The organism is Acidovorax sp. YS12 (genome assembly GCA_021496925.1).
In the GTDB taxonomy this organism is placed as follows: domain Bacteria; phylum Pseudomonadota; class Gammaproteobacteria; order Burkholderiales; family Burkholderiaceae_C; genus Paenacidovorax.
The window spans coordinates 1,591,977-1,603,768 of the sequence record CP053915.1 but is presented as its reverse complement, the minus strand read 5'-3'; the positions used below and the strand labels follow the sequence as shown (position 1 = coordinate 1,603,768).

Annotated in this window: 13 protein-coding genes; 3 read left to right on the top strand and 10 right to left on the bottom strand. The window is 69.1% G+C overall.

Features of this window, described 5'->3' with window-relative positions; genetic code table 11:
* Window positions 1-80 precede the first annotated feature (80 nt).
* Window positions 81-1,424 (top strand): MFS transporter, encoded by a 1,344-nt coding sequence (locus YS110_07280; protein ID UJB64558.1) that lies wholly within the window; start codon window positions 81-83, stop codon window positions 1,422-1,424.
* A gap of 105 nt (window positions 1,425-1,529) precedes the next feature.
* Here YS110_07280 and tolA read toward each other — a convergent pair whose 3' ends face one another.
* The 10 genes from tolA to YS110_07230 form a co-directional block, all read right to left on the bottom strand.
* Window positions 1,530-2,495, bottom strand: a complete 966-nt coding sequence (gene tolA / locus YS110_07275; protein UJB64557.1) for a cell envelope integrity protein TolA — start codon at window positions 2,493-2,495, stop codon at window positions 1,530-1,532.
* Between the two features lie 25 nt (window positions 2,496-2,520).
* The gene (locus YS110_07270) at window positions 2,521-2,949 is read right to left on the bottom strand and encodes a biopolymer transporter ExbD (GenBank protein UJB64556.1); all 429 of its coding nucleotides are present in this window, start codon (window positions 2,947-2,949) and stop codon (window positions 2,521-2,523) included.
* A 13-nt stretch (window positions 2,950-2,962) separates the two neighbouring features.
* Entirely contained in the window at window positions 2,963-3,664 is a 702-nt protein-coding gene (tolQ, locus tag YS110_07265; GenBank protein ID UJB64555.1) for a protein TolQ, read from the bottom strand.
* Window positions 3,661-4,077: a tol-pal system-associated acyl-CoA thioesterase gene (gene ybgC / locus YS110_07260; protein ID UJB64554.1), complete on the bottom strand. Its 417-nt coding sequence runs from the start codon at window positions 4,075-4,077 to the stop codon at window positions 3,661-3,663. Before ybgC ends, tolQ begins: the two co-directional genes overlap by 4 nt.
* Before the next feature lie 16 nt (window positions 4,078-4,093).
* Entirely contained in the window at window positions 4,094-5,278 is a 1,185-nt protein-coding gene (locus YS110_07255; protein ID UJB64553.1) for a pyridoxal phosphate-dependent aminotransferase, read from the bottom strand.
* Window positions 5,279-5,295: 17 nt separating this feature from the next.
* A complete protein-coding gene (gene nusB, locus YS110_07250; GenBank protein ID UJB64552.1) occupies window positions 5,296-5,844 on the bottom strand; it encodes a transcription antitermination factor NusB in 549 nt (182 codons plus the stop codon).
* On the bottom strand, window positions 5,841-6,311 hold the full coding sequence (locus tag YS110_07245) for a 6,7-dimethyl-8-ribityllumazine synthase (protein UJB64551.1): 471 nt from the start codon (window positions 6,309-6,311) through the stop codon (window positions 5,841-5,843). Before YS110_07245 ends, nusB begins: the two co-directional genes overlap by 4 nt.
* 6 nt (window positions 6,312-6,317) lie before the next feature.
* Window positions 6,318-7,439, bottom strand: coding sequence for a 3,4-dihydroxy-2-butanone-4-phosphate synthase (ribB, locus tag YS110_07240; GenBank protein UJB64550.1), 1,122 nt, complete (start codon window positions 7,437-7,439; stop codon window positions 6,318-6,320).
* Between the two features lie 417 nt (window positions 7,440-7,856).
* Window positions 7,857-8,846, bottom strand: coding sequence for a transposase (locus YS110_07235; protein UJB64549.1), 990 nt, complete (start codon window positions 8,844-8,846; stop codon window positions 7,857-7,859).
* A 239-nt stretch (window positions 8,847-9,085) separates the two neighbouring features.
* Complete coding sequence (locus tag YS110_07230) at window positions 9,086-9,379, bottom strand: 2Fe-2S iron-sulfur cluster binding domain-containing protein (GenBank protein UJB64548.1); 294 nt, start codon at window positions 9,377-9,379, stop codon at window positions 9,086-9,088.
* A 387-nt stretch (window positions 9,380-9,766) separates the two neighbouring features.
* Between YS110_07230 and YS110_07225 the strand changes: the two genes are divergently transcribed.
* Complete coding sequence (locus YS110_07225; GenBank protein ID UJB64547.1) at window positions 9,767-10,699, top strand: aminotransferase class IV; 933 nt, start codon at window positions 9,767-9,769, stop codon at window positions 10,697-10,699.
* Window positions 10,700-10,813: 114 nt separating this feature from the next.
* Window positions 10,814-11,722 carry an SDR family NAD(P)-dependent oxidoreductase gene (locus YS110_07220; protein ID UJB67389.1) on the top strand — a complete coding sequence of 303 codons (909 nt, stop codon included), beginning with the start codon at window positions 10,814-10,816 and terminating at the stop codon, window positions 11,720-11,722.
* Window positions 11,723-11,792 lie beyond the last annotated feature (70 nt).

The following is an 11,792-nucleotide window of genomic DNA, read 5'->3' as shown; positions in this document are numbered from 1 at the left end:
AAGCGGGGTTTCGCCACGCTTGTGGCGCGGTGGCGCCAGGTGTAGAACGGCACTGTTCCAGTCCACCAAGGAGCGTGCATATGAGCAACCATGGCCAAACGACAGTGCATGCACTGCATGCGCCCGCCTGGGGCGGCGCAGCCCTGGCGCAGGCGCATACCGACGAAGACGTGGCCCCGGGCGACATCGCCGTGGGCGTGGTCATCGGCCGGTCGTCGGAGTACTTCGACTTCTTCGTCTTCGGCATCGCCAGCGTGCTGGTCTTTCCCAGCCTGCTGTTCCCGTTCCTGCCGCGCCTTGAGGGCACGCTGGCCGCGTTCGGCATCTTCGCCCTGGCCTTCGTGGTGCGGCCGTTCGGCACCGCGCTGTCGATGGCGGTGCAGCGGCGCTGGGGGCGCGGCACCAAGCTCACGCTGGCGCTGGTGCTGCTGGGCGCGTGCACCGTGGGCATGGCCTTCCTGCCCAGCTACGCGCAGGCCGGCGCCTCGGCCATCACGGCGCTGGTGCTGCTGCGCCTGGGCCAGGGCCTGGCGCTGGGCGGCAGTTGGGACGGGCTGCCCTCGCTGCTGGCGCTGGCCGCGCCGCGCCAGCGCCGCGGCTGGTACGCCATGCTGGGCCAGCTGGGCGCGCCGCTGGGCTTTGCCCTGGCGGCCAGCCTGTTCGCCTACCTGTACGCCAGCCTGACGCCGGACGAGTTCCTCGACTGGGGCTGGCGCTACCCGTTCTGCGTGGCCTTCGCCATCAACGTGGTGGCGCTGTTCGCGCGTCTGCGCCTGGTGGTGGGGCAGTCGTATGCCGACCTGCTGCAAGAGCGCGAGCTGCACCCCGTGCCGGTCACGCGCGTGCTGGCCGACGCGGGCGGCAACGTGCTGCTGGGCGCGTTCGCGGCACTGGCCAGCTTTGCGCTGTTCCACCTGGTCACGGTGTTCCCGCTGTCGTGGATCGTGCTCTATGCCGACCAGCCGGTGCCGCAGGTGCTGGGCGTGCAGATCGTCGGCGCGCTGCTGGCGGCCGGGGCCATGGTGGCCTCGGGCCGGCTGGCCGACCGGGTGGGGCGGCGCACGCTGCTGGGCGCCATGGCCGTGCTCATCGGCCTGTTCAGCCTGGCTGTGCCGTGGATGCTGGGCGCCGGCACGGCGGCGGGCCACAACCTGTTCCTGCTGCTGGGCTTCGTGCTGCTGGGGCTGTCGTATGGCCAGGCCTCGGGCACGGTCACGGCCAACTTCGCCGCGCGCCACCGCTACACCGGCGCCGCGCTGTCGGCCGACCTGGCCTGGCTGCTGGGCGCGGCCTTCGCGCCGCTGGTGGCGCTGGGGCTGTCGGCGCGCTTCGGCCTGGGGGCCGTGTCGCTGTACCTGCTGTCGGGCGTGGTGTGCACGCTGGGGGCGCTGCGCATCAACCGGCTGATCGAGCAGCGCGTGTGATGCTCTGAAAACAGGAGCTGCCAGCGCTTGCTGTGCAAGGGTTTGATGCATGGAAGCATTTGAAATCCTTGCGCAGCAAGCGCTGGCAGCTCTCTTTTTGGTAGCTCAGTCCTTCGGGCGGAAGCCGATCACCAGCGACGAGGGCACGCGCCCGTCCACGTCGCGCGGCAGGGTTTCGGTCTTCTGCAGGGCGCGCACCACGGCGTCGTCCCAGGCCTTGTTGCCGCTGGACTGCAGGATGCGCGTGCCGACGATGGTGCCGTCCGGCGCGGCGCGCACCTCCACCTCGGTGCGCGGGTTGCCCGACACCGCGTCGGGGTAAATGATGTTGGGCTTGACCTTGGCCGCCACCTTGCCGCCGTAGCTGCCAGAGGGGCCGGCGCTGCGCTGCGCGGTGCCCGTGGCGGTCTCGCCGCCGGTGGCGCCCGCCAGGCCGGCGATGCGGCGCATCTGCTCCTTGCGGAACTCCTCGGCGCGCTTGGCCTCGGCTTCGGCCTTGCGCTTTTCCTCGGCCAGCTTCTTCTGCTTTTCCTGCTCGGCTTTCTGCTGCTCCAGCTTCTTCTGCTCGGCCAGTTGCTTCTCGCGCTGGGCCTTCTCGCGTTCGGCTTTTTCGTGCGCGGCCTTTTCCTTCTGCAGGCGTTCCTTCTTCTCCTGCTCCAGGCGTTCGCGGCGCTCGTGCTCCTTGCGTTCCAGCTCCTGCTCGTGCTGGCGCTTCTTTTCTTCTTCCTGGCGCTTTTTCTGGCGCTCCAGGGCGATGTCGGCCTCGTGCGTATCGGGCTGCGCCTGGCGTGGCGGCGGGGCGGGCGGGGGCGGCGGGGCCACTGGCGCGGGCTCGGGCGCCGCCACGGGCGGCGGTGGCGGCGGGGCCACCTCGCGCGGCGCCGCCTGCTGCGGGATGGCGGCCCAGAGTTCGGCCTCCACGGCGGGCTGGTCGGCGCTGGTCTTCCACTGCACGCCCCAGGTCAGCGCACCGATCAGGATGCCGTGGGCGAGCACCGCCAGCGCGATGGCGCGCAGGCGCCCGGGCGGGCGGGGCGGGGCGAACTGGTCGCGGTCGTTGAAGGCCTGCATGGACGGGGTAGAGGGGCCTGGCCGCTCAGGGGTTCCCTTGCTTGACTGACAGGCCCACGCGCTGCACGCCGGCGCGCTGCAGCGCGTCCATGGCCTTGACCACGGCCTCGTACTGCACGCTTTTGTCGGCGGCGATGATGACGGCGGACTCGGCCGGCTGGCCTTCCTGCCACTGGCGCGCCGTGGCGCCGATCTCGCGCAGGTTGAGCGTGCGCTCGGCGTCGCGGGTCTTGAAGCGCAGGTCGCCGTCCTTGCCGACGATCACGGTGGCGAAGCTCTTGGGCTGCGCCTTGCCCTTGCCGACGCTGGGCACGTCGATGGAACTGGGCGTGAGCATCGGCGCCGTGACCATGAAGATGATGAGCAGCACCAGCATCACGTCGATGAAGGGCACCATGTTGATTTCGTTCATCGAACGGCGGCGGCTGCCGCTGCGGGAGGCCATGGCGGGCATGACGGCGCTCCCTTCAATGCCCCGAGGGCGAACCGGGGTGGGCGCCCAGGTTGCGCTGCAGGATGTTGGAGAACTCCTCGATGAAGGTCTCCTGGTGCGTGGCCACGCGGTCGATGTCGCGCGCGAAGCGGTTGTAGGCCACCACGGCGGGAATGGCGGCGAACAGGCCGATAGCGGTGGCCACCAGCGCCTCGGCAATGCCCGGCGCGACGGTGGCGAGCGTGACCTGCTCCATGCCGGCGAAGCCCGTGAAGGCGTGCATGATGCCCCAGACGGTGCCGAACAGCCCCACGTAGGGCGACACCGAGGCCACCGAGCCGAGGAAGGACAGGCTGGACTCGATCACGTCCATCTCGCGCTGGAAGCTGGCGCGCATGGCGCGGCGCGCACCGTCGAGCAGCGTGCCGGGGTCGGCGATGCGGCGCTCGCGCAGCTTTTGGTATTCGCGCATGCCGCTGGCGAAGATGCGCTCCATCGGCCCGGCGTGCTTGGCGTTCTGTGCCGCGGCGGCAAACAGCTCGTTCAGGCTGGTGCCCGACCAGAATTCGCGCTCGAACTCCTCGTTGAGCGACTTCACGCGCTTGAGTGCGAACAGCTTGCGGAAGATGGCCGTCCAGCTCGCCACCGAGACGCCGAGCAGCAGCAGCATGACGAACTGCACCACCCAGCTGGCGTGCAGCACGAGGTTGACGATGGACATGTCTTGGGAATTCATGCAAATCTTTCCAGCACGGCGTTGGGAATCCTGGCGGGGCGCAGCGTGGCGCTGTCCACCCAGCCGATGCGCACCTGGCCCTCGCACAGCAGCGTGGGCGCTTCGTGCGCGGAGCCTGGTTTGCGCAGGGCCTGCTGCGCCATGGTCAGCGAGGCGCGGCCCTGCTCTATGACAGCGGCGGTGACGATGAGTTCATCGTCCAGCCGTGCCGGGCGGTGGTACTGCAACTGCGCTGCCGTCACCACGAACATGCCGCCGGTTTCCTCGCGCAGCGCATGCTGCGACAGGCCCAGCGCGCGCAGCCACTCGGTGCGCGCGCGCTCGAAGAAGCGCAGGTAGTTGGCGTAGAACACGATGCCGCCGGCATCGGTGTCCTCCCAGTACACGCGGATGGGGAATTCAAATGCTGCCATGGTGCACCGCTCCGGTTCAGCCCAGCACCCGCGCCAGGCGCGCCACGCTTTCCTGCAGCTGCGCCATCGAATTGGCGGTGGAAAAGCGCACGTAGCGCGCCGTCTCGGCCGCGCCGAAGTCGCGCCCCGGCGTGATGGCCAGGTGGGCGCGCTGCATCAGCGCGAAGGCGAAGTCCCAGCTCCCCTGCACGCCGAGTTTTTCGGCCGCCTGCGTGCAATCGGCCCAGGCGTAGAAGGCGCCATCGGGCATGACGGGCACCATCAGGCCGAGCTGGTTCAGCGCGGGAATGAAGTAGTCGCGCCGCGCCTTGAACTCCAGGCGCCGGCGCTCGTACTCGGCGATGCTCTCGGGCGCGAAGCAGGCCAGCGCGGCGTGCTGCGCGATGGTGCTGGCGCAGATGAACAGGTTCTGCGCCAGCCGCTCCACGGCGGGCACCAGCACGTCGGGCACCACCATCCAGCCCAGGCGCCAGCCCGTCATGTTGAAGTACTTGCTGAAGCTGTTGATGCTGATGACGTTGTCGTCGATGGCCAGCGCCGTCTGGCCGTAGGCCGCGTCGTACGACAGGCCGAGGTAGATCTCATCGACGATGGTCAGCCCGCCGCGCGCCTGCACCGCCTCGTGGATGCGGCGCAGCTCCGCGGGCGCGATCGACGTGCCCGTGGGGTTCGACGGCGAGGCCAGCAGCACGCCGCGCGTGCGCGCGCCCCAGGCCGCCTCGACCTTGGCGGCGCTCAGTTGGAAGCGCTCCTCGGCCGTGGTGGGAAGGAGCACCGCTTCGCCCTGCGCCGCCGTGACGAAGTGGCGGTTGCAGGGGTAGCTCGGGTCGGGCATCAGGATTTCGTCGCCCGCGTCGATCAGCGCCAGGCAGGCGAGCTGCAGCGCCGCCGAGGCGCCGGCGGTGACGACGATGCGCCGCGCGGGCACGTCGATGCCGAAACGCCCGGCGTACCAGCCGCTGATGCGCTCGCGCAACGCGTCGAGGCCCAGCGCCGGGGTGTACTGCGACAGGCCGGCGCGCACGGCGCGGTCGGCGGCCTCCTGGACCAGGGGCGGGGCGGTGAAGTCGGGCTCGCCGATGTTCAGGAAGATCATCGGGTCGTGGCCGCCGGCCACTTCGCGTGCCAGGGCCTGCGCAGCCTTGGCGACTTCCATCACGTAGAACGGTTCGATGCGCTGGGCGCGCGTGGACAGCTTCATGGGCAAAGGGGCGGGGCTCAGGCGTCGGGCGCGGCCTGCGGGGCGCGCTGCTGCTGGTCGGCCGCCACCTCGGCCGCGCGCAGCTTGGGTGCCAGGCCGCCGAGCACGGCGTTGACGTACTTGTGCCCGTCGGTGCCGCCGAATTCCTTGGCCAGCTCGATGCATTCGTTCAGCGCCACGCGCCAGGGCACGTCCATGCAGTGCTGGAACTCGTACACGCCGATCCACATCACGGCGTGCTCGATGGGGGAGATCTCGGCCAGCGGGCGGTCGAGCTGGGGCACGATCAGCGCGTCCAGCGCGGTTTCGGTGCGCACGCAGCCGTGCAGCAGCGCGTCGTAGTGCGCGGCATCGGCCTTGTGAAAGCCCGCCAGGTCGCGCGTGAACAGGTCGATGGCGCTGGCCTCGTTGCGCCCGACGATGTACTGGTACAGCGCCTGGAGCGCGAATTCGCGCGCGCGCGAACGCGCCGACTTGGACGCCGCCTTGCGCGCGCCGGTGCTGGTCAGGCCCTTGCGCGGCTGGCGCGGCGGGCGCTTGGAGGCGCTGGAGAAGTCGCCGCTCATGCCGCCAGCCCGCCCAGCAGGTTGGCCATTTCGACGGCCACGTAGGCGGCGTCGCGGCCCTTCTCGGTCTGGCGCGCCACGGCCTGGTCGAGGTTCTCGGTGGTCAGGATGGCGTTGGCGATGGGGATGCCGTAGTCCAGCCCGACGCGCGAGACGCCCGCGCCCGATTCATTGGCCACCAGCTCGAAGTGGTAGGTTTCGCCGCGGATGATGCAGCCCAGCGCGATCAGCGCGTCGAACTCGTCGCGCTCGGCCAGGGCCATCAGCGCCAGCGGCACTTCGAGCGCGCCGGGCACGGTCACGTGGGTGACGTGTTCGGCCTGCACGCCCAGGTCGAGCAGGGTGTCGCGGCAGGCGGCGGCCAGCGCGTCGGTGATGCTTTCGTTGAAGCGCGCCTGCACGATGCCGATGCGCAGTTCCTTGCCGTCGAGCGGGGTGGCGGCCGTGCCTTTGTCAGCGTTTTGCATAGGGGTTCATTCCTTGGTGATGTAGCCGGTGATCTCCAGCCCGTAGCCGGCCATGCTGGGCAGGCGGCGCGGCTGGCCCATGAGGCGCATCCGCACCACGCCCACGTCGCGCAGGACCTGCGCGCCCACGCCGTAGGTGCGCAGGTCCATGCGGCCGCGCTCGGGGGCCTGCGCGGCGCGCGCCTTGCCCTCGAATTGCTCCAGCAGCTGCGCGCCCGATTCGCCGCAGTTCAGCAGCACCGCCACGCCCTGGCCCTGGCGGGCGATGTAGGCCAGGCTGGTGTCCAGGCTCCACGAGTGCATGGAGCGGTTGACTTCCAGCGCGTCGAGCACCGACAGCGGCTCGTGCACGCGCACCGGCACCTCGGCCTGCGCGTCCCACTGGCCGCGCACCAGCGCCAGGTGCACGTTGCCGCTGGGGCCGTCGCGGAAGGCGTGCGCGGTGAATTCGCCCCAGGCCGTCTGCACGGTGCGCGATCCCACTTTCTCCACCAGCGATTCGTTGCGGCTGCGGTACTCGATCAGGTCGGCGATGGTGCCGATCTTGATGCCGTGCTCGGCCGCGAAGAGCTGCAGGTCGGGCAGGCGGGCCATGGTGCCGTCGTCCTTCATCACCTCGCAGATCACGGCGGCGGGGCTGCAGCCGGCCATGGCGGCCAGGTCGCAGCCGGCCTCGGTGTGGCCGGCGCGCATGAGCACGCCGCCATCCACCGCCTGCAGCGGGAAGATGTGGCCGGGCTGCACCAGGTCGCTGGCCTTGGCGTGCGGCGCCACGGCGGCCTGCACGGTGCGCGCGCGGTCGGCGGCGCTGATGCCGGTGGTGACGCCCTCGGCAGCCTCGATGGAGACGGTGAAGGCCGTGCCCATCTTGGTGCCGTTGCGCGCCACCATGGGCGGCAGCTGCAGGCGCTCGCAGCGCTCGCGCGAGAGGGTCAGGCAGATCAGGCCGCGGCCGAAGCGCGCCATGAAGTTGATGGCCTCGGGCGTGACGTGGTCGGCGGCAAGCACCAGGTCGCCTTCGTTTTCGCGGTCTTCCTCATCGACGAGGATGACCATGCGCCCGGCGCGCATCTCGGCCACGATCTCCTCGACGGGCGAGACGGGCACGGGGGTGAGGGGAGAGGTCATGGAGGGGGGCTTTCCTTGGGGCCTGGGCGGCGCGCGCCATGCAGGTTCCATGGGCGCGGGCGCCAGAGCCAAAGAACATGCGATGCAGCGCTGCCGCAAAGGGGGCGGGGGGCCGCCCAAAGAGCGAAATTCTAGTCCAGCGCGGGCGCCGCGCGTGGTTTGTGGATGTATCGGTTAGCCATGGCGCTGCGCGCAACCCACGCTCCATGAAACCGGCGCGGCCCATGCGTGGGCAGCCGCGCAGCCGCTCAGGGGGGTGTCGTTTCATCGCAGTTGTCCACGGCGCTGCGCGCTACCCACAGCGCATGAAACTGGCGCGGCCCAAGCGCGGGCAGCCGAGCAAGGGCCGCCCCGCAGCGAGGGCTGCGTCCCCCTCCCATAGCGCGAAGCGCGTAGAGAGAGCAACTGTGTTCAAAGTCAAGCGGTTTGCAGCGCATTACCCGCCTGTGAATAAGTAGCAGACCAAGGCTGACCAGACTTGATCACCGCATTGACTATGGTCAGCAGCTTTCGCATGCAGGCCACAATGACGACCTTGGGCGCTTTACCTGCCGCGCGCAGGCGGTCTCTGAACTGCATGATCACCGGCTCGTGGCGCATGGCGCTGAGCGTGCTCATATACAGCGCCGAGCGCACATCCGCACGACCTCCCCAGATGCTGCGCTTGCCACGTGACTTGCCGCTATCGCGCGCCAGCGGGGCAACGCCCACGAGCTTGCTGATCTCGCGCCGGCTCAATTGCCCCAGCTCCGGCAACATGCCCATGAGCACCGCCTGCGTATTCGGGCCTATGCCCTTCAAGCCCTTGAGCAGCTCTGTCTGACGCTTGAAGTGCATCTTCAGACGCCCTCCGATGTCGTCGTCCAGCACGTCAATTTGCTTGTCCAGCGCCTTGATCATGGCAGCGATGCTTTTGGCCAACAGCGGGTGGGCCTGCTCCAGCCGATTGCTCTCAGCTACACGCATTTGCACCAGTTGCCCCCGGCGCATCACCAGTGCAGCAACGTGCTGTTGTTGCTGTGAGGGCAGCTTCAACAGCAGCTTGTCGCGCCGCTCGCTTTGGTGCAGTGTGCGCGCAAAGTGCGACAGCACCCGTGCATCCACGTGATCGGTCTTGGCCAGGTAGCCCATGGCTTTGCCAAAGTCATGGGCCTGACGCGGGTTGACGACCATGACATCAAAGTTCTGCAGGTACAGCGCCTGTGCCAGCTTGCGCTCCAGACCCCCTGTAGCCTCCATGAGCACAAGCCCCGCATGCACTTGCTTGAGGCTCTCAATCAGTGCCGCAATGCCGCGCTCATCGTTGTCAAAGCGCTCACTCGCACCCTTGTCACTCAAGGCCACTTCCAGCACAGCCTTGGAGACGTCGACACCAACAAACACAGATTCCTGGGATTCGTTAGTCATTGCCCATCCTTGCAAAATACGCGGTCAATACAGATCCAAAGAACATGTATTGCCAACAAGCAACTGTTCGGGCTTGCTGCAAACGGTTGGCTGTCCACGCCAAATGCTCTCTCACGGGATGCCAAGGCTCCCAAGGGGATGACAGGCTGTGGACAACTTCCCAAAAAATGTCTCTGAACTTCAGGGTCTCGAAGATACAAGGGGGAAGGCGCCGAAGGCGACTCAGGGGGTGTTTCACTTCATTCCTCGCGCTGCAGCACCACGTCGGACTCGGGGTAGGCCACGCACGGCAGCACGCAGCCCTGGGCCTTTTCCTCGGGCGACAGGCCCGGCCAGTCGATGGCGTAGCGCACGCTGCCCTGCACCAGCTGGCCCAGGCAGGTGCGGCAGGTGCCGTTGCGGCAGGAACTGGGCCAGGCGATGCCGCCGGATTCGAGCGCATCCAGCAGGGGCTGGTCGCCCCAGGCGTCGCATTGGGCGTCGCTGGCGTGCAGACGGGCGGTGTACAGCGGGGGCATCAGGGGAGCATTCATGGCGGAGTGGAAAAAACAATGAAAAATGGCTCCGGCGCTTATGTGGAAAGCGCTGGCAGCTACGTAAAAAGGAGCGCATGGCCGCCAGGGCGGGGCGCCGCGACGGCGTCCCGGTATTGCCCAAAATTTAGGCAATACAAGCCAATCCCTTGTGAATCAAGCACTTGGCGCGCCCATACAGGACTTGTCAAAACTTATCCACATGATTGTCCAACAAGGCGCGGGAAAACCCGTGGCCGGCTTGCCTAAAAAATAGGCGCCACAAGGATTGGCCTTGTAAATCAATGGCTTGCATGGGCCATACAGGACTTGCCAAAACTTGTCCACATGCTTGTCCAGTCCCGTGCGGGATAACCCGCGCGCGTTGGCCGCGGCCACAATGGCCGCATGCCTGCCCTCGACACCCCTCCCGATTTCTCCCAGGGCGCCGCCTTTGTGCGCGGGCGCTACGTGCCCATCGGCGACGCCGCGATTCCCCTCACCGACTGGGGTTTCCTGCGCTCCGACGCCACCTACGACGTGGTGACCGTGTGGGACGGCGCCTTCTTCCGCCTCGACGCGCACCTGGAGCGGTTCTTCGCCAGTTGCGCGCGTTTTCGCCTCGACCCGGGGCTGTCCGCGCAGGGCATCACGCAGGTGCTGGCGCAGTGCGTGCGCCTGGCGGGCCTGCGCAGCGCCTACGTGGAGATGGTCGTCACGCGCGGCCAGCCGCCCTGGGGCTCGCGCGACCCGCGCCTGGCGGTGAACCAGTTCTACGCCTTCGCCGTGCCCTATGTCTGGATCGCCAACGCCGGGCAGCGCGAGCGCGGGCTGGACCTGGTGGTCAGCGGCGTGCAGCGCATTCCCGCCGGCAGCGTGGACCCGCGCGCCAAGAACTACCACTGGAACGACCTGACCATGGGCCTGCTGGGCGCGCTCGACGCCGGGGGCGACACCGTGGTGCTGACCGATGGCGCGGGCCATGTGGTCGAGGGGCCGGGCTTCAACGTGTTCTGCGTGAACGCCCAGAGCGTGCTGGTGACGCCGGCGCAGGGCGTGCTCGAAGGCATCACGCGCCGCACCGTGATCGAGATGGCCCAGGCCGCGGGCCTGCCGCTGCAGGTGCGCGCGCTGCCCGCGGCCGAGCTGCGCGCGGCGCGCGAGGTGTTCCTCTCCTCCTCGGCCGGGGGCGTGCTGCCGGTCACGCGCGTCGATGGGCTGCCGGTGGGCGCCGCCGCCGTGGGCCCGGTCACGCGGCGCATGGTGCAGACCTACTGGGACTGGCACCGCGACCCGCGCCACCGCCTGGCGCTGGAGGACGTGGCCGTGCCCGGGGGCTGACGCGAGCCACGGGAGTCGCGCGCGGAACTGGCGCGGACCGCGCCCTGGCGTACAGTGGCCCGCGCCGCCGCGCGCGGCAACGACATCACATCAAGACAAGAGGAGTGGATGCACATGGAACTGGACTTCAAGGGCCGCGTGGCCATCGTGACGGGCGCGGGCGGCGGCCTGGGGCGCCAGCATGCGCTGGCGCTGGCCGCGCGCGGCGCCAAGGTGCTGGTCAACGACCTGGGCGGCACGCTCGACGGCAGCGGCGGTTCTGCCTCGGCCGCGCAGAAGGTGGCCGACGAAATCCGCGCGGCGGGCGGCGAGGCGCTGGCCAACGGCGCTTCGGTGACCGATTTCGCCGCCGTGCAGGCCATGGTGCGCCAGGCCGTCGATGCCTGGGGCCGCGTGGACATCCTGGTGAACAACGCCGGCATCTTGCGCGACAAATCGTTCGCCAAGATGGAGATGGACGACTTCGCCCTGGTGGTGCAGGTGCACCTGATGGGCGCGGCGCACTGCTGCAAGGCGGTGTGGCCGCACATGGTGGAACAGAAGTACGGGCGCATCGTCATGACCACCTCGTCCACGGGCCTGTACGGCAACTTCGGCCAGGCCAACTACGGCGCCGCCAAGCTGGCCCAGGTGGGCCTGATGCAGACCCTGGCCATCGAAGGCGCCAAGCACGGCATCCACGTGAACGCCCTGGCCCCCACGGCGGCCACGCGCATGACCGAGGCGCTGTTCCCGCCGCAGGTGCTCGACGCCCTGCGCCCCGAGGCCGTGGTGCCCGCCATGCTGGTGCTGGCGCACGAGAGCGCGCCCACGCGCGCCATCCTGTGCGCGGGCGCGGGCACCTTCGAGGCGGCGCACATCACGCTCACCCAGGGCATCCACCTGGGCCTGGGCGCCGGCGTGCCCGAGCAACTGGCGGCCCGCCTGGTCGAGGTGACCGACCGCGCGGGCGAACAAGTGCCGCAAAGCGGCGCTGCCCAGGGCACCAACGAAGTGGGCAAGGCACTGGCCGCACGGGGGTGACAGGAAGCACCCCCTGAGTCGCCTTCGGCGCCTTCCTCCTCTCTCACGCTGCGCGTGGGAGGGGGACGCA